Raw genomic sequence first — 18,160 nt, 5'->3', positions numbered from 1 at the left:
CTCGCCCTTGGGGCGGCCCGGCGTGCGGCGCGCGCCTCCGTTCTGCGGCTTCACGTTCGCGTTGCATCAAATGGGAGGTAGCGAAATGGAACAGATGATTACAGCAGTGATGAGCCTGGCCGCCATCGGCTCTGGTCTCGGTGTCGTGCTCGGCGTAGCGGCGCGCAGGTTCGCCGTGGAAGGCGACAGCCGGGTCGAGGAAATCGTGGCGATGCTGCCGGCGGCCAATTGCGGTCAATGCGGCTTCCCCGGATGCGAAGGTGCGGCGCAGGCCATCGTGGAAGGCGAGGCGTCGCCGACCTGCTGCCCGCCCGGCGGCAAGGTGGTGGCGCTGGCGATTGCCGGACACCTCGGCATCACGCTGGGCGACGACGACATGGAAGAGGCGCCGAAGATCGCGGTCATCGAGGATGCGATCTGCATCGGCTGCACCAAGTGCTACCGGCTGTGTCCGTCCGATGCCATCGTCGGCGCGATGAAGCAGCTGCACGGCGTGTTCGCCGAAGCCTGCACCGGCTGCAACCAGTGCGCCGAGAAATGCCCGACCGGTGCCATCACGATGCAGGAACTGCCGGCCACCGCAGGTACCTGGGTGATGCCCAAGCCACCGATGGCGGCCTGACGTCATGGCTCACGTCGTCATCCCGCCGATCCGGCGCCTGCTCACGCGCTGGGGCATCCATCCGGACAGCCACAAGTTCCCGGCGGCCGGGCTGGACATCGTCGATGCCGGGCTGCCGCCGCTGCTGGTGCTGCCGCTGTCGCAGCAGGCCGGCGCACCGGCGCGGGCGGTGGTGAAGGTCGGTGACCATGTGTTGCGCGGTCAGCTGGTGGCCGAAGCGGTCGGTCATGTGTCGGCGCACGTGCACGCGTCGACGTCGGGCACGGTGCTGGCGATCGGCGACGCGCCGATGCCGCATCCGTCGGGGTTGCCCGGGCAGGGCATCACGCTGCGCCCGGATGGTCTCGACCGTTGGGCGCCGCGCGAAGTCGAACCGTATCCGATCAACCTGGCGCCGGAAGAGATTGCCCGTCGCGTCGCGGCCGCCGGGGTCGTCGGCATGGGTGGTGCCGCGTTTCCGGCAGCGGTCAAGCTGGCACTGGGCCAGCGCAGCGGCATCCACACCGTCATCCTCAACGGCAGCGAATGCGAGCCCTACCTGTCGTGCGACGACCGGCTGATGCAGGAGTGCGCCGGCGACATCATCGAGGGCGCGCGTCTGCTGCTGCGTGCCACCGGGGCGCAGCACCTGCTGGTGGGCATCGAGGACAACAAGCCGGATGCCATCGACGCCATGAAGGTGGCGGCGCATCCCTACCCCGAAATTTCGGTTGTGCGCATTCCGAGCCGCTATCCGATGGGCGCCGAACGCCAGCTCATCCACACCCTGCTCGGTGTCGAGCCGCCGGCGGGCGGGCGGGCGGCCGACGTCGGCGTCGTGGTGCACAACGTGGGCACGGCGGCGGCGGTGTGGCGAGCGTTGCGCCACGGCGAAGCGCTGACCGAGCGGGTGATCACGGTGGCTGGCGGTGCCGTCGCGGCGCCGCGCAACATGCGCGTGCGTGTCGGCACGCCGCTGTCATGGCTGGTCGAGCGCGCCGGCGGACTGACGCGCGAGCCGGCCCGGCTGGTGGTCGGCGGGCCGATGATGGGCGTGGCCGTGCCCGATCTCGACGTACCGGTCGGCAAGGGCGCCAGCGGCGTGCTCGCGCTGACCGCGGCTGAGGTCGGCGAACGCGAGCCGAGCGCCTGCATCCGCTGCGGCAGCTGCGTCGTCGCCTGTCCGGTCGGCCTGATGCCACTGGAAATGGCCAACCGCATCAATGCCGGCGAACTGGGGCAGGCCGAGGACATCGGCCTGCGCGACTGCCTCACCTGTGGCGCCTGCGGTTATGTGTGCCCGTCGCGCATACCGCTGGTGCAGTATTTCGCGCACGCCCGCGGCGAACTGATGGCGCGCGAACGCGAACGAAAGCGGCTCGACGAAGTGCGCGAACTGACCGAGGCGCGCGCCGCGCGCCACGAACGCGAAGCGCGTGAAAAAGCTGAAATGCACGCCCGCCGCAAGGCCGAGCGTGCCGCCGCGCAGGCGGCCGAGGCAGCGGCGAAGGCGGCTGCCACGCAGGAGGAATCGGCATGAACTCGCCAGTCCAGGCGTCGCCGCACGCGCTGTCGCGGCGCACCAGCGGCCACATCATGGCGCTGGTCATGGCGGCTCTGGTGCCGGCGACCCTGGCCGGCTTCTGGCAGTTCGGCTGGCCGGCCTTCTGCCTGTGGGCGGTCACCGTGCTGTCCTGTGTGCTGGCCGAAGCACTGTGCCTGCAGTGGTCCGGCCGGCGCGTTGCGCCAGTATTGTCCGACGGCTCGGCCGCGCTGACCGGCTGGCTGCTCGCCATGTCGCTGCCGCCCTGGGCACCCTGGTGGATCGGCGTGCTTGGCGGCTTCATTTCCATCGTCATCGCCAAGCAGGTATTCGGCGGACTGGGCTGCAATGTGTTCAATCCGGCCATGGTCGGACGCACCGTGCTGCTGGTGTCGTTCCCGGTTCACATGACGCAGTGGGTGAGCCCGCAGGTGCTGGCCCAGGGCACCGACCTCGCGCAGGCGATTGCCATCGGCCTGAACGGCGGCATTCCCGATGCGCTGACCAGTGCCTCGCTGCTCGGTCACGTGAAGACCGAACTGGGACGCGGCCTGCCGCTGGTCGATGCGATGCACGGTTTTCTGCCGGAACAGTCGATGCTGGGCCTGCGCGCCGGCAGCCTGGGCGAAACGTCGGCGCTGCTGATCGGCGCCGGCGGACTGTTCCTGGTGTTCAAGCGCGTCATCGGCCTGCGCATTCCGATCGGCTTTCTCGCCGGCCTGTGCATTCCGGCGGCCATCGCGCACGCGGCGGCGCCGCAGGCCTTCCTGCCGGCGACCACCCATCTGCTGTCGGGCGGTGCGCTGCTGTGCGCCTTCTTCATCGCCACCGATTACGTGACGTCGCCCAGTGCGCCGTTCGGGCAGTGGATATTCGCCCTCGGTGCCGGCCTGCTGACCTGGTTGATCCGCACCTGGGGCGGCTATCCGGAGGGCGTCGGTTTCGCCATCCTGCTGATGAATGCCGCCACACCGCTGCTCGACCTGTGGGCCCGGCCGCGCATTTTCGGCCGGCGCATCGGCGGCAAGCCGCTTGACGCGCGCCGCGCTCGGGAGGTCACGCGATGAGCGGTTCGCGCGCACCCGATGCGCTGTGGTTTCCGGGCGCCTCGCTGGGCGTGGTGATGCTGGTGACCACCGCTTTCCTCGCCTTCGGTCAGTTCGCCACCCGCGACCGGATTGCGCAGGCGCAATCCGATGACACGCGGCAGCAGCTCGAACAGATCCTGCCGACCGGCTATGCCGACAACAACCTGCTGACCGACACACTGCAGCTGGCCGGGCCGGATGGTGCGCCGCTGACCGTGCATCGCGCGCGCAAGCAGGGCGCGCTGCGCGCGCTGCTGTTTGAAATGTCGGGCTACGGCTACGGCGGGCGCATCGTGCTGCTGATGGCGGTCGATGTCGACGGTCGCATCGTCGGCGTGCGGGTGACGAAGCACAACGAAACACCGGGCCTGGGCGACAAGATCGAGGTCGCGCGGCATGACTGGATACGTTCTTTCGACGGCAAGTCGCAGCAGCAGCCGGCACCGACGCGCTGGGCGGTGAAGAAGGACGGCGGCGACTTCGACCAGTTCGCCGGCGCAACCATCACGCCGCGCGCGGTCGTCGCGACAGTGAAGAAAGGCCTCGAATTTCTCGCCGCGCACCGCGCTGAACTGACGGCTGAGGCGAGCGGCGAGGCGGTGCCGGTCAGCGGAGAGAAACCATGAGTGACAGCCCGACAGCCAAGGCGGTCGCACGCGACGGCCTGTGGGACAACAATGCGGTGCTCGGCCAGATGCTCGGGCTGTGTCCGGCCATGGCGGTAACGAGCAGTGCGACCAACGGTCTGGGCATGGGGCTGGCGACCATGGTCGTGCTGGTCATGTCGAATGCGCTCATTTCGTCGCTGCGTCACTGGGTCAGCGACGAGGTGCGCATTCCGATCTTCATCGTGCTGATCGCCGGCATGGTGACGCTGGTCGATATGTGCCTGAACGCCTGGTTCCACGACCTGTACAAGGTGCTCGGCATCTTCATCGCGCTGATTGTCGTCAATTGCGCGGTGCTGGGCCGCGCCGAGGCCTTCGCATCGCGCCAGTCGGCGGCGCTGTCGGCGTTCGACGGTCTGGCCACTGGCCTTGGTTTCACGCTGGCGCTGACCGTGATGGGTGCGCTGCGCGAAATCACCGGTGCCGGCACGCTGTTCGCGAATGCACATCTGCTGCTCGGGCCGCATTTCGCCTTTCTCGAAACGAAGGTGCTGCCGGCGGATTCGGGCGCGTTGTTCATGATCCTGCCGCCGGGCGGATTCCTGGCGCTCGGCCTGCTGATCGCCGGCCGCCGCTGGTTGCAGCGACGCGCCGATCGGCGTGCCGCGGCGCTGGCCGGCGCTCAGGCGGCTCACTGAAGGAGGCGCGCCATGCGGATCGCCGTAGCCTATGCGGGCAGTGTCGCCAACCACTGGCTGAAGATCGACGTGCCGGACACCTGCACGGTGGCCGAAGGCATCGAGCTGTCGGGCATCCTGAAGCTGTGTCCGGACATCGACCTCAGCCGGCAGAAGGTCGGCGTGTTCGGCAAGGTGGTGAAGAAGGACGCACCGCTGCGTCCGGGCGACCGCATCGAAATCTATCGACCGATCATCTGCGACCCGGAAACGGTGCCGCGCAAGAACGGCGTTTCGGACGACGATGACGACGACTGAAATGTGGCCGGCGCCGGACGCGACCGCGTCGGCTGCCGACGTCGTGCGCGCCTATCACCAGCGCACCCGCCACCGCTACGCCGCCTATGCAGCCGGCCCGGAAACGCTGGACTGGGACGCGCAGCCGGCGCCATTCCGGCACTTCGAAGGCGCGCCGCGCAGCGCGCTGCCGCTGGCGACCGACGACGCCAATCCGGCCCGGCTGCGCCTCGACCAGGATTTCGCCGCGCTCGACACGCCGTTGCCGCCGTTGCCACTGTCGCTGCACACGCTGGGCGCGCTGCTGCACCTGTCGCTCGGCCTGACGGCGTGGAAGTCGAGCGGCCCGGACCGCTGGGCGGTGCGCGCCAATCCGTCCAGCGGCAATCTGCACCCGGTGGAGGCCTATCTGGTGATACGCGGTCTCGATGTGCTTGCAGACGGGCTGTACCACTACCTGCCGGAGACGCACGAGCTGGAATGCCGCGCCCGCCATGGCAGCTGTGCCACCGGGGGCGCCGGCGTGCACGTCGTGCTGACGTCGGTCATGTGGCGCGAGGCATGGAAGTACGGTGAACGCGCCTTCCGTTACTGCCAGCTGGACACCGGTCACGCGGTGGGTGCGTTGCGCTATGCGGCGGCAGTGCTCGGCTGGACGCTGCAGGCGGAGCCGGACATCGACGGGGCGTCGCTGGCGGCGCTCGCCGGCACCGATCGCCTGCAGGACTTTCCGGCACGCCGCGCCATCGACACCGAAATCGAAGAGGCTGAACTGCTGCTCGCCATCGGCTGTGCGAGTGACGACGGTCCGCCACTGCCCGAGCTCGGACACGTGCAGTGGTACGGCACGGCGAGCACGGTGGATCGCCATCCGATGTATCGCTGGGCGGCGGTGGGCGAGGTGGCGGCCGCAACCCGCGGCGCCGTGCAGGGCGCAGTACCTGTTGCCGACGAGCATCCGGCGGGCGCGCGCGCGACACGCGGGGCAGCCGCGCTCACAGCACGCGGGCGATCGGTCGGCGAGGTATTGCTGGGGCGGCGCAGCGCGCAGCGCTTCGATGCGCGGGAGGTGCTGGCGCGCGACGCCTTCGAACGTCTGCTGGAACGGCTGCAGCCGTCCGGGGCCATGCCCTGGGACGCGCTGCCGGGTGGCTGGCGCATTGATCTGCTCTTGTTCGTGCATCGCGTCGAAGGCCTGTCGCCCGGTGTCTATCTGCTGTCGCGCGGTCGCGTCGAACAGGGCGTGCCGGCGCGGCTGGCCCGCCAGCACGACCTGGTGCCCGTGGAAGGTGTCGCCGTGCCGCTCTACCGGCTGGCGGCGATGGAACCGATGGCGCTCGCGCGTTTGGCACGCAGCCTGCACTGCCATCAGGACATCGCCGCCAACGCCTGCCTTGCGCTCGGCATGCTGTGCGAGTTCGAAGCCGCGCTGGCGGCGTCCGCCGCCAACTATCGCGATCTGCACCGGCAGGCCGGACTCATTGGCCAGGTGCTCTACGCCGAGGCGGAGGCGATGGGCCTGCGCGGAACCGGCATCGGCTGCTTTTTCGACGACGCAGTGCACGAGCTGATCTGCCTCGAAGGCACGGCGCACCAGACGCTGTACCACTTCACCCTCGGGCGCGCGATCGACGATGCGCGCATCGAATCATCGCCGGCCTACGCGCAGCGCGCACCGGCAGCACCGGAACTTACGCCATGAACGAAACCGCGACCGCTTCCCGCTATCGCTGCATTCCCGCCGACCAGGCGGCCGACCTGCTGCTGCGCCATCGCAGCGGCGGCCTCGCGTCGCTGGCGGTGTTCGACACACGCGACCGTGCCAGCTACGAACGCGCGCACATCGCCGGCGCGCAACACCTGACCGAAGCCGGCTTCGGCGACGCCCTGCAGGCGGTCGGCCGGTCGATGCCGGTGCTCATCTACTGCTATCGCGGCAACGCCAGCAAGACCTGGGCAGGCATGTTTGCCGACTTCCGCTACGCCGAGGTCTACAGCGTCGACGGCGGCCACGATGCGCTCGCCGCGGCGCTTGGCCGGCGCGCGTCGGCAGGTGCCGGGCAGCCTCCGTCGGCTGGCGGTTCGGCTGCGCTGCAGGCCTTCGTGGCCGAACACGGCTTCGACGCCAGCGATCTCGATGTTTCCCGCGAACACGGCCTGACGCCGCTGATGCGCGCGGCGCTGTCCGGCCGGGCCGATCTCGTGGACGAACTGCTGGCGCTCGGGGTCGCCGTCGACCGGCGCAACGGTGACGGCAACAACGCGCTGTGGCTGGCCTGCGTGTCAGGTCAGGCCGGCATCGTGCGTGCGCTGGTCGCGGCAGGCATCCGTGTCGACAACCGCAATGACACCGGCGCCACCGCACTGATGTACACGGCGTCCAGCGGCAAGCACGACATGCTGGCACTGCTGCTTGAGTGCGGTGCGGATCCGATGATCCGCACCGACGACGATTATCTCGCCGCCGATCTGGCCGCCGCCGTCGAATGCCTGCGCCTGCTGCGCCACACCGTGCGCTGAACTGATCCGGGCCCCTGCAGCGACCGTTCGGGCTTCGTCCGCGAATCCGGCCGGCAGCGCGCATCACGTCGCGACGATGTGTCATCGTCGACGCCTGCGCAAGTCTGTCGGGGGAATGCTGTGAGTGAGTTGCTGGCCCAGTACGGCCTGTGGTTGCTGTTTGCCGTGGTGCTGGCGGAACAGCTCGGGTTGCCGATTCCGGCCATGCCGCTGGTCATGCTGGCCGGCGCGCGCGTGGCCGACGATCCGCTGTATGGCGTGATCGCGCTGCTGGTGGCGGTGCTGGCATCGACCCTGGGCGATCTGGCCTGGTATGTCGCCGGCCGCCGGCACGGCCATCGCGTGCTGAAGCTGCTGTGCCGCATTTCGCTGTCGCCCGACACCTGCGTGCGTACCAGCGAATCGACCTTTACCCGCTACGGTCTGGCGACGCTGGTGATCGCCAAGTTCGTGCCCGGTCTGTCCACGCTGGCGCCGCCGCTGGCCGGTGCGCTGGGCATGCGGCCGGGCGCCTTCATGCTGTTCAATACCGCCGGTGCGCTGCTGTGGGCGGGCGCCGCGCTGGCCATCGGGCTGGTGTTTCACGCACAGATCGGTGCCGTGCTCGACTACCTTGCCGGCCTGGGGTCGGTGGCGGCCGCCTTGATCGGCACGCTGCTGGCGTTGTACATCGGGTACCGGTGGTTCGACCGCCAGCGCGCGATGAAGGCGCTGCGCGCGGTCAGGCTTGCGCCCTCCGAACTGCTGGACATGATCGACAGCGGCGTCGACGTGACGGTGATCGACGTGCGCTCCGGGTTGATCGCCGACGCCGAACCGGTGCGCATCCCGGGCGCGCTGCTTATCGCGCTCGAACGGATCGATGCGGAGGCGCACCGGCTGCCGCGCGACCGTCCGGTCATCGTGTATTGCGCCTGCCCGAACGACGTGTCGGCGGTGCGCGCCACATTCAAGCTGCGCGCGGCAGGTATCGTTGACGCGCGCCCGTTGCTCGGCGGCATCGACGGCTGGAAGGCGGCCGGCTACCGGCTGGAAGCGATCGAGCCGGCCGCCAGCGTTTGACCCGGCCTGCGCAGCGCCGTAGGCTGCGCGCCCGTGTTGTCCATGCACTGAACCTGAAGACCTCAGTTGATCGCTTGAAACATCGATGGAAGACATTGCCCTTGCAACTTTCCTGCTTTCGCCCGGCCTTCGCCCTCAGGGTGAGCGCGCTTCGCCGCCCTGTGCACGGCCGGCGGGGTGCCCGGCTGCGTTGCTCGTCCTTGCAGGGAGCCATCCTGCCGCGTCCTCGCGCCTTGCCGTGCACCCCGCCACCCTTACCCATGGCGTCGATCAAATGAGGTTTTCAGGTTGAACGCATCATGAGCCTGACCGCCTGCGGCATCGATTTCGGTACGTCCAACTCCACCGCCGCGGTGCACGACGGCGCAATCGCCCGTCTGTTGCCGCTGGAAGCGGGTCGGCTGACGCTGCCGTCGGCCGTGTTCTTCAATCTCGACGAAGACACGATGTCGTTCGGCCGCGCGGCGCTGAACGAATACCTCGAAGGTTACGAGGGGCGGCTGATGCGCTCGATGAAAAGCCTGCTCGGCAGCGGCCTGATGGACACCGGCACCGACGTGGGCGGCCGTCACCTCGCGTTCCGCGACCTGATCGGCGGCTTTCTCGCCGAAATCCGCAAGCGCGCCGAAACCGCGGCGCGCTGCGGCTTCGATCAGGTGGTCATCGGCCGGCCGGTGTATTTCGTCGACGATGACCCGGAAGCCGACCAGCTGGCCGAGGACACGCTGGCGCAGATCGTGCGCGGCCTGGGTTTTCGCGACGTCAGTTTCCAGTTCGAACCGATCGCCGCAGCGCATGCTTTCGAGCAAACGGTGGACCGGGAATCGCTGGTGCTGGTGGTCGACATCGGTGGCGGCACGTCCGACTTCTCCCTCGTCCGCCTGTCGCCCGAGCGGCGCAACGCAACCGACCGCAGCGCCGACCTGCTGGGCACCAGCGGCGTGCATATCGGCGGCACCGATTTCGACAAGCGGCTGTCGCTCGCCTGCGTCATGCCCGAACTGGGCATGGGCGGCCTGCTGGCCAGCGGCGCCATCCTGCCCAACACCACCTACTTCCAGCTGGCCACCTGGCACACCATCCATCTCGCCTATCCGCGCGCCGTGCTGGCCAGCCTGCAGGACATGCGGCTCGATGTGGTCGACACCAAGCGCTTCGACCGCCTGCTGCGCGTGGTGCGCGAACGCAGCGGTCACCGCATCGCCATGCGCTCTGAAGCGGCGAAGATCGAACTGTCGCAGTCGCTCTCGTGCGTACTCGATCTCGATGTGGCCGAAGCCGGACTGGCGGTGACCCTGACGCGCCCCCAGTTCGAAGCCGCCATCTCAGCCGAGATCGAACGCGTGTGTGCCGCCGCGCAGCGCTGCCTGGATCACGCCGGTGTGCGTGCGGATACGCTCGACACGCTGTTCTTCACCGGCGGCTCGAGCGCCGTGCCGGTACTGCGCGACGCGCTGTCGCGGCGCTTCCCGAAAGCACGTCCGGTCGAGGGCGACCTGTACGGTAGCGTCGGCTGCGGCCTGGCCGTCGTGGCAAGGCAGCGCTACGGTTGATCCGGCGTTGCCGGGCCGCTGGCTGTGGGAGAGCTTACCCTGCGTGGCCAGCCCGCTTTGCGGGCGGTGAGCAGTGCGCGCCGAAACCCCCTCAACGCGATCCGCGCAGTTTCTGTGGGAGCGGCGTCCTCGCCGCGATACTCACTTTGATCAGCGACCATCGCGGCACTGATCGCGGCGGGGACGCCGCTCCCACAGCGAGCACCCCACAGCGAGCACCCCACAGCGAGCACCCCACAGCGAGCACCCTACAGCGAGCACCCTACATCCAGCACCCTACATCCAGCACCCCCACGCCAAGCTCTCCCGGACCAAGGCGTCGGCTCACGTACCGGCACGTGGCCCTTCGGTGCCGAGCTTTTTCATGCGGGAGCGCAGTGTTCCGGGTGCCACATCGACACAGGGGCTGGACCCTCGATCAGACCGCCGCGATGGTGCCAACCTTACCCGTCGGTGGCTATTGTGCCCGCGACCGGCTGCGGTTGTGTGTCATCTGTCCCGGCCGGTTGCCAGCCGCCGCCAAGCGCGCGGAACGACGCCACCGCAGCGCGCGCGGCTTCGGCTTCAGCCTGTATGCGCGCGTCGCGCGTGCGCAGCAAGCGGCTGTCCGCGTCGAGCACCTCGACCAGACTGACCACGCCACCCTGCCAGGCCGTGAAGGCACGCCCTCGCGCGCGGTTCAGCGCCGCTTCGCCGGTGCTCAGCGTTGCGGCCTGCGCCTCGCGCTTGACCAGCGCCGTGAAGGCGTTTTCGACCTCTTCTGTGGCGCGCAGCACGGCCTGCCGGTAGTGCGCCAGCGCTTCGGCTTCGCCGCCGCGCGCCGCGGCCACTTCGGCATCGACGCGCCCGAAATCGAACAGACGCCAGCGCAGGCCGGCGGCCAGACGCGCCTGCGCGGCGCCCGACGCGATCAGGCTGCCGCCGCCCGCCGTGGCAAAACCGAGCAGGCCGGTCAGTGCCATGCGCGGGTAGTAAGCGGCGATGGCTTCGCCGATGCGTGCATTCGACGCGGCCAGCCGGTATTCGGCCGCCATCAGGTCGGGCCGGCGCCGGATCAGGCTGGCCGGACCGCCCGCCGTGGCGACGGCCGGCGCACGCGGCAGCGCAGCGGGCGGCTCCAGTTCGGCGCGCCAGTGGCCGGGGGTATCGCCGGTCAGCACGTCGAGTGCGAACATCGCGGCGTCACGCCCGGCTTCGAGTGCGGGCAGCGCGGCTTCGACTTCCGCCAGCGCGCCCTGCGCCTGATCGTGCTGCAGTTCGGCGGCCAGACCGCGCGACACCTGCAGCGCAATCAGCCCGACCAGCCGGCGCTGCGTATCGATCTGTTCATGCAGCACCTGCAGGCGCGACTGCAGCGCCCTCACATGGATGTAGGTGTCGGCCGCCTGCGCCACAACCGCCAGTCGCGCGCCGGCCACGCCGGCACCGGCGGCCAGATAGTCGGCGCGGGCGGCGTCCTCGGCGCGCTGCAGGCCGCCGAACAGGTCCAGTTCCCAGCTCGACCCTGCATTGAGCGCGTATTCGTCAGCCGTGCGGTCGAAGCCGGGGCGCGCGTCGAGCAGGCGGCCCAGCGGCGTCTGCACCGACAGTCGGCCGGACGCCGCTTCGGCGCCCAACTGGCCGGACGGGCGCTGGATGGCCGAACGCACCGCCAGCCCCGCACGCGCCTGTTCGAGCCGCGCCGCCGCCACCGTCAGGTCGAGGTTGCCGGCCAGCACGCGGGCGACGATGCGGTCGAGCAGCGGGTCGTCGAAACCGGTCCACCAGCGCGCGGGATCATCGGCGCCCACCGGTGCGCTGCGCAAAGCCAGCGCATCGGCCGACACGAACTGCATGCTGGCTGGGGGTTCGGGGCGCCGGAAGTCGGGGCCGACCGTGCAGCCGCCCAAAGTGAGGATGGCCAGCATCCAGACGGCAGCGCCCGGCAGGCGACGGATCGATGACGGCATGGCGCGCTCCTGATAAAGAGTTACAAGTTTATATACTCGTTACTCGTTGTCAATGCGGGGGCGACCTTGTAACCTTGCTTCATGAATGACAGCGCAGCCCACGACACCCCTCTGGCGACCGGTCAGCGCGGCCCGGTCGAACACGAACGGCGCGAGCAGATCATCGCCGCGGCCGACGAACACTTCCGTCACTTCGGTTACCAGAAGACCACGGTGGCTGATCTGGCGCGCGCCATCGGCGTGTCCAGCGCCTACGTCTATCGTTTCTTCGAGTCCAAGCAGGCGATCGGCGAAGCGGTCTGCAGGATGACGCTGCAGCCGCTGGACGAGCGGCTGATGGCCATTGCGAGCGAGGACACGTCGGCATCCGATCGCCTGAGACGCTTCTACCGAGCGCTTTTCGAAGAAGGCTTCGAGTTGTTTTTCAACGAGCGGCGGCTGCACGACATCGTGGTCGCGGCGGTTGAAGAGGGCTGGGGCTCGGTGGCGCAGCACAAGGGCGCCATCCTGCAGGCGTTGTGCCGCATCGTCGCCGATGGCCGCGAGCGAGGCGAATTCGAGCGCAAGACGCCGCTCGACGAGGTGTGCCGCGCCATCTTCGTCACCACGTCGCCGTTCTGTCATCCGGTGATGCTCGAGCAGACGCCGCGCGAGGAGATCGCAGTGAACGCGGCGGCGGTGTCCGGCCTGGTGCTGCGCAGCCTTTCGCCCTGAGCGGTTGTTTTCAGGTTACGGGTTGACTTATTCGTAACTTGTTACGAAACTGGGCGCTCTCTTTCCGAAAGTGCCCGGTCATGGATGCCCGCCTGCTTCGCCTGCCCGCCGTTATCGGCATCGTCTTTGCAATCCCGGCCGTTCTTGCTCTCGCCGCGTGCACCCAGCCGGCACAACCCGACCCGCGCACCGGTGTGCCGCGCGTGGCTGTCGCCGTCGTGCAGCCGGATCGGGCCGCGTCGCAGTCCTACACCGGCGTGGTGACGTCGCGCGTGGTCGGTGATCTCGGTTTCCGGGTCGCCGGCAAGGTGGTCGAGCGCCTGGTCGATACCGGTCAGACCGTACGGCGCGGCCAGCCGCTGATGCGCCTCGATGCCGCCGATCTCGATCTGGCGCTCGCGGCGCAGGCCGCGGCGGTCGAGGCGGCGCGGGCGCACGCGGTACAGGCGCGCGCCGACGAGCAGCGGCTGCGCGGAATGGTGGAGCAGGGTGCCGTGTCGGCCCAGGTGCGCGATCAGGCGGTCGCCGGCGCCGACAGCGCGCAGGCCCTGCTCGACGCGGCACTGGCGCAGCAGCAGGTGGCGCGCAACGCGGCCGGCTACACGCTGCTGGTGGCCGACAGCGATGGCGTGGTGGTGGACACCCTCGTCGAACCGGGCCAGGTGGTGCGCGCCGGCGAGCCGGTCGTGCGGCTGGCGCGCTCGGGCGCGCGCGAGGCGCTGGTCAACCTGCCCGAATCGGTGCGCCCGGCCGTCGGCACGGGCGCCACCGCCACCTTACACAGCCTGCCGGGCACCACCTTCACGGCCCGCCTGCGCCAGTTGTCCGATGCAGCCGACCCGCGCAGCCGCACCTTCGAAGCGCGCTACCTGCTCGACGGCGCCGCGGCGCAGGCACCGATCGGCAGCACGGTGACCCTTGCGCTCGACCGCATGTCGGGCGACGCAGCGGGCGAGCGGGTGCGGGTGCCGATCGCCGCGCTGCACGACGCCGGCCAGGGCCCGGGCGTGTGGGTGATCGAACGGGTCGGCGATGCCAGCCGCGTCGCCTTCCGCCCGGTCACGCTGGCCGGTCTGGGTCACGACAGCGCGTCGATTTCCGCCGGCCTGCGCGTCGGCGAACGCATCGTCGCGCTCGGCGCCCACCTGCTGCGCGATGGCAGCACCGTGCGCGGCCTCGACACGGCACTCGCTGGCGTGGAGCGCGCGCCATGAACCGCCTCAACCTGTCGGCGCTCGCCGTGCGCGAACGCGCGGTCACGCTGTTCCTGATCATTGCGGTGGCGGTGTCGGGCGTGTTCGCCTTCTTCAAGCTCGGGCGCGCCGAAGACCCGGTGTTCAGCATCAAGGTGATGACCTTCAGCGCCGCCTGGCCCGGTGCCACCGCACAGCAGATGCAGGATCTGGTGGCCGAACCGCTGGAAAAGCGCATGCAGGAACTGGCTGGCTATGACCGGGTGGAAACCTTCACCCGGTCCGGCCTGATGTTCGCCACGCTGACGCTGAAGGATTCGACCCGTCCGGCCGACGTGCCGGAGCAGTTCTACCAGGCGCGCAAGAAGCTCGGTGACGAGGCGCGCCGCCTGCCGCCCGGCGTCTACGGACCGTTCATCAACGACGAATATTCCGATGTGAATTTCGCGCTCTATGCGCTCAAGGCGCGCGACCTGCCGCAGCGCGATCTGGTGCGCGAGGCGGAGCGGCTGCGCGAGCGGCTGCTGCGCGTGCCCGGTGTGAACAAGGTGAACATCATCGGCGAGCGGCCGGAGCGGGTGTTCGTCGAGTTGTCGTACGAGCGACTGACCACGCTGGGCATCGATGCGCGCGACATTTTCGATGCGCTGGCGCGGCAGAATGCGGTGACGCCGGCCGGCTCGGTCAGCACCGACGGCCCGCGCGTTTTCCTGCGGCTCGACGGTGCCTACGCCGGTGTCGACATGCTGGGCGACACACCGGTGCGCGCCGGCGATCGTACCTTCCGGCTGGGCGACATCGCCGACATCCGGCGCGGCTTCGAAGACCCGGCCACCTTCCTGATCCGTCACGACGGTGAGCCGTCGATGATCGTCGGGGTGGTGATGCGGCCCGGCTGGAACGGCCTGGAGCTTGACCGCGCACTCGCCGCCGAAGAAACGGCCCTCGCCGCCGAACTGCCGCTCGGCCTGAGCTTCACGAAGATTTCCGACCAGGCGGTGAACATCACCCAGGCGGTGGACGAATTCATGCTGAAGTTCTTCGTCGCGCTGGCGGTGGTGACCGGCGTGAGCTTCCTGTCGCTCGGCTGGCGCGAGGGCGTGATCGTCGCCGCGGCGGTGCCGCTGACGCTGGCGGCGGTGTTCATCGTCATGCTGATGACCGGGCGCGAATTCGACCGCATCACGCTGGGTGCGCTCATCCTGTCGCTCGGCCTGCTGGTGGACGACGCCATCATCGCGATCGAAATGATGGTGGTGAAAATGCAGGAAGGCATGGCGCGCGTCGAAGCCGCTGCACACGCGTGGACGGTCACTGCCGCGCCCATGCTGTCCGGCACTGCGGTGACGGTGATCGGCCTGATGCCGGTCGGCTTCGCCGCGTCGAGCGCGGGCGAATACGCCGGCAATATTTTCTGGATCGTCGCCTTTTCGCTGCTGATGTCCTGGCTGGTCGCCGTGGTGTTCACGCCCTATCTCGGGGTGAAGCTGCTGCCGGCCGTGGCCGCCGTGCCCGGCGGCGCCCGCGCCATCTACGACACGCCGCGCTACCGCCAGCTGCGTGCTCTGGTCGCGTGGTGCGTGCGGCGCAAGGGCACGGTGGCGCTCCTCGTGCTGCTGATGTTCGGTGCATCGGTGGCTGCGATGGTCGTCGTGAAGAAGCAGTTCTTCCCGGTGTCCGAGCGGCCGGAACTGATCGTCGAGGTGACGCTGCCGTCGGGCAGCGACATCGCCGCCACGCAGCGCACGACCGAAACGGTCGAGGGCTGGCTCAGGCAGCAGCCGGAGTCGCGCGTCGTCACCGCCTACATCGGGCAGGGCGCGCCGCGTTTCTTCTTTTCGCTGTCGCAGGAACTGCCCGACCCGGCGTTCGCCAAGATCATCGTGCTGACGCCCGGTGCTGCGGAACGCGACCGTCTCAGGCAGCGCCTGCGCGAGCGCGTCGCCGAGGGCCTCGCGCCGGAGGCGCGCGTGCGCGCCACGCAACTGCTGTTCGGCCCGCCGGTGCCGTTCCCGGTGTCCTACCGCGTCAGCGGCCCGGACCTCGACCGGCTGCGCGCCATCGCCAGTGACGTCGAGGCGGTGATGCGCGCCCACCCGGACATGCGCGAGGTGCATCGCGACAATACCGGGCCGGCGGCCACGCTACATTTCGTGCTCGATCAGTCGCGGTTGCGCCAGATCGGCCTGTCGCCGGCCGAGGCGGCGCAGCAGCTGCAGTTCCTTCTCGATGGCGTGACGGTGACCGAGCTGCGCGAAGACATCCGTTCGGTGGCCGTGGTGGCGCGCGTCGGCGGCTCGATGCACGGGTTTGTTCGCAGTGACCCGCGAAGCGACCCGGCCACGCTCGACGCCCTGTCGCTGATCGCTGCGGACGGCCGGCGCATTCCACTGGCGCAGATCGGGCGCACCGAGGTGCGGCAGGAAGAGCCGGTGCTGCACCGGCGCGACCGCCACCCGACCATCGTGGTGCGCGGCGACATCGCCGAGCATGTGCAGCCGCCGGACGTGTCGGCCGGCATCGACCGCGCGCTGACCGACCTGCGCGCCGCACTGCCGGAAGGCTACCGCATCGACACCGGTGGCTCGATCGAAGAAAGCAACAAGGCCAATCTCGCGCTGGCGGCGGTGTTCCCGGTGATGCTGCTGCTGATGCTCACGGTAATCATGATCCAGGTGCGCTCCTTTTCCGCGATGACCATGGTGTTCCTGACGGCGCCGCTCGGCCTGATCGGTGCGGCGCCCGCGCTTCTGCTGTTCGACCAGCCGTTCGGCTTCAACGCCATCCTCGGCCTGATCGGGCTGGCCGGCATCCTGATGCGCAACACGCTCATCCTGGTCGGCCAGATCGAAGCCAACAGTGCCGCCGGCATGGATCGCCACGACGCCGTGGTCGAAGCGACCGTGCAGCGCGCCCGGCCGGTGCTGCTGACTGCAGTGGCCGCGGTGCTGGCGTTCATCCCGCTGACCACCTCGACCTTCTGGGGTGCGCTGGCCTATACCCTGATCGGGGGGACGGCGGTCGGCACCGTGCTGACGCTGCTGTTCCTGCCGGCGCTGTTCGCGCTGTGGTTCCGCATCGGCGCACCGGCTGCCGGACACGCCCCTTCGCGTCCCCCTGGCTTGCAGACGGAGCACTGACATGCAGATAACGAACACCGGTAATTGGGCACTCATCACGGGCGCATCCAGCGGTCTGGGCGTCGAATTCGCCCACATCCTGGCGGACCGGCGCATGAACCTCGTACTGGCCGCGCGCGGCGTCGCCGACATGGAACGGCTGGCCGAGGCGCTGCGCAGCGCGTACGGCATCGAAGTGGTCGTGGAAGGCATCGACCTGTCGGCGCCCGGTGCCGCCGCCGAGCTGAAGCGGCGCACCGATGCGCGCGGGCTGCGCATCGAAACGCTGATCAACAACGCCGGCTTCGGGCTGCATGGTCCACTGCTTGACGCCGATCCGGTGCGGCTGCCGCAGATGCTGCAGCTCAACATGGTCACACTGACCGAACTGACGCAGCAGTACGGGCAGGACATGGCGCGCCGCGGGCGCGGCCGCATCCTGCTGGTGGCCAGCCTGCTCGGCTTCATGCCGGCGCCGTTCTACGCCGCGTACGCGGGCACAAAGCACTATGTGCTGGCGCTGGGTGAGGCGCTGCACGACGAACTGGCAGCGGCTGGCGTGACCGTTACCGTGCTGTCGCCCGGCGTCACGAAGACCGCCTTTTTCAAGAGCTCCGGCCACCATGTGTCGGCCACGTTGAACCTGATGATGATGGCGCCGCGCCCGGTTGCCGAAGCGGGCATCCGCGCGCTGATGCAGGGCCGCGCCGGCGTGGTGCCCGGGCTGGCGAACAAGCTGTCCGCCTGGTCCGCGCGCCTCACCCCACGCAGCATGCAGCGCCGCATCATGCAGGCGCTGCTCGCCTGAAATGGCCCGGCTGAGCGTCGACCGCTGTTGGGCATCGCTGCGCTCACCCCAACCTACAATTCGCCGCGCCGCCGTCCGTCGCTGTTGTAAGTTGGGGTGAGCGCAGCGATGCCCAACACCCAACGCCAAACCCGCCAAGTCCGATACGCAAACCCGCCCCCGTAGGTTGGGGTGAGCGCAGCGATGCCCAACACCCAACGTCACCCCCGCGCAGCCCCATCGAGCGCCGCAACCCAGCCCGCCGTAATACCGCAGCGTGACGCCCGCGCAACAAGTCCCGTAGGTTGGGGTGAGCGCAGCGATGCCCAACATCCCAACGCCAACCCGCACGACCCCGCCAAGTACATCACCCCCGCCCGCCGCATCACGCCGGCATTCGCAATCGAAGCGCAACTCCGCCCCGGTAGGTTGGGGTAAGCGAAGCGATG

15 protein-coding genes are annotated in these 18,160 nt (G+C 69.3%); 14 read left to right on the top strand and 1 reads right to left on the bottom strand.

The features are described from left to right. The first annotated feature begins 85 nt into the window (after positions 1-85). The 10 genes from Q8R75_RS09010 to Q8R75_RS08965 all read left to right on the top strand — a co-directional run bounded on the left by Q8R75_RS09010 (position 86) and on the right by Q8R75_RS08965 (position 9,949). Positions 86-622, top strand: coding sequence for an RnfABCDGE type electron transport complex subunit B (locus tag Q8R75_RS09010; RefSeq protein ID WP_305615560.1), 537 nt, complete (start codon positions 86-88; stop codon positions 620-622). 4 nt (positions 623-626) lie between these two features. Continuing rightward, positions 627-2,141 (top strand): electron transport complex subunit RsxC, encoded by a 1,515-nt coding sequence (gene rsxC, locus Q8R75_RS09005; RefSeq protein WP_305615562.1) that lies wholly within the window; start codon positions 627-629, stop codon positions 2,139-2,141. Then, complete coding sequence (locus Q8R75_RS09000) at positions 2,138-3,211, top strand: RnfABCDGE type electron transport complex subunit D (RefSeq protein WP_305615564.1); 1,074 nt, start codon at positions 2,138-2,140, stop codon at positions 3,209-3,211. Before rsxC ends, Q8R75_RS09000 begins: the two co-directional genes overlap by 4 nt. After that, entirely contained in the window at positions 3,208-3,858 is a 651-nt protein-coding gene (gene rsxG, locus Q8R75_RS08995) for an electron transport complex subunit RsxG (RefSeq protein WP_305615567.1), read from the top strand. The genes Q8R75_RS09000 and rsxG overlap by 4 nt, the downstream gene beginning before the upstream one ends. Next, complete coding sequence (locus Q8R75_RS08990) at positions 3,855-4,538, top strand: electron transport complex subunit E (protein ID WP_305615569.1); 684 nt, start codon at positions 3,855-3,857, stop codon at positions 4,536-4,538. Before rsxG ends, Q8R75_RS08990 begins: the two co-directional genes overlap by 4 nt. A gap of 12 nt (positions 4,539-4,550) precedes the next feature. After that, complete coding sequence (locus Q8R75_RS08985; RefSeq protein ID WP_305615570.1) at positions 4,551-4,835, top strand: RnfH family protein; 285 nt, start codon at positions 4,551-4,553, stop codon at positions 4,833-4,835. Further along, positions 4,822-6,516, top strand: coding sequence for a SagB family peptide dehydrogenase (locus tag Q8R75_RS08980; RefSeq protein ID WP_305615571.1), 1,695 nt, complete (start codon positions 4,822-4,824; stop codon positions 6,514-6,516). The genes Q8R75_RS08985 and Q8R75_RS08980 overlap by 14 nt, the downstream gene beginning before the upstream one ends. Continuing rightward, on the top strand, positions 6,513-7,334 hold the full coding sequence (locus Q8R75_RS08975) for an ankyrin repeat domain-containing protein (protein WP_305615573.1): 822 nt from the start codon (positions 6,513-6,515) through the stop codon (positions 7,332-7,334). Before Q8R75_RS08980 ends, Q8R75_RS08975 begins: the two co-directional genes overlap by 4 nt. A 120-nt stretch (positions 7,335-7,454) precedes the next feature. After that, positions 7,455-8,396 carry a VTT domain-containing protein gene (locus Q8R75_RS08970; RefSeq protein ID WP_305615575.1) on the top strand — a complete coding sequence of 314 codons (942 nt, stop codon included), beginning with the start codon at positions 7,455-7,457 and terminating at the stop codon, positions 8,394-8,396. 299 nt (positions 8,397-8,695) lie between these two features. Then, a complete protein-coding gene (locus Q8R75_RS08965) occupies positions 8,696-9,949 on the top strand; it encodes an Hsp70 family protein (RefSeq protein ID WP_305615577.1) in 1,254 nt (417 codons plus the stop codon). 443 nt (positions 9,950-10,392) lie between these two features. Here the strand turns inward: Q8R75_RS08965 and Q8R75_RS08960 are convergent, their stop codons facing one another. Next, positions 10,393-11,898, bottom strand: coding sequence for an efflux transporter outer membrane subunit (locus Q8R75_RS08960; protein WP_305615579.1), 1,506 nt, complete (start codon positions 11,896-11,898; stop codon positions 10,393-10,395). An 81-nt stretch (positions 11,899-11,979) separates the two neighbouring features. On the opposite strand from Q8R75_RS08960, the gene Q8R75_RS08955 reads away from it, so the two are divergent. The 4 genes from Q8R75_RS08955 (at position 11,980) to Q8R75_RS08940 (ending at position 17,732) form a co-directional block, all read left to right on the top strand. Beyond that, positions 11,980-12,612: a TetR family transcriptional regulator gene (locus Q8R75_RS08955; RefSeq protein WP_305615581.1), complete on the top strand. Its 633-nt coding sequence runs from the start codon at positions 11,980-11,982 to the stop codon at positions 12,610-12,612. 80 nt (positions 12,613-12,692) lie between these two features. Next, complete coding sequence (locus tag Q8R75_RS08950) at positions 12,693-13,826, top strand: efflux RND transporter periplasmic adaptor subunit (protein WP_305615583.1); 1,134 nt, start codon at positions 12,693-12,695, stop codon at positions 13,824-13,826. Beyond that, on the top strand, positions 13,823-16,945 hold the full coding sequence (locus tag Q8R75_RS08945) for an efflux RND transporter permease subunit (RefSeq protein ID WP_305615585.1): 3,123 nt from the start codon (positions 13,823-13,825) through the stop codon (positions 16,943-16,945). The genes Q8R75_RS08950 and Q8R75_RS08945 overlap by 4 nt, the downstream gene beginning before the upstream one ends. 1 nt (position 16,946) lies before the next feature. Next, positions 16,947-17,732 carry an SDR family oxidoreductase gene (locus Q8R75_RS08940; RefSeq protein WP_305615587.1) on the top strand — a complete coding sequence of 262 codons (786 nt, stop codon included), beginning with the start codon at positions 16,947-16,949 and terminating at the stop codon, positions 17,730-17,732. Positions 17,733-18,160 lie beyond the last annotated feature (428 nt).

The organism is Methyloversatilis sp. (assembly GCF_030696805.1).
GTDB lineage: Bacteria > Pseudomonadota > Gammaproteobacteria > Burkholderiales > Rhodocyclaceae > Methyloversatilis.
This window is presented reverse-complemented; position numbering and strand designations above follow the sequence as displayed.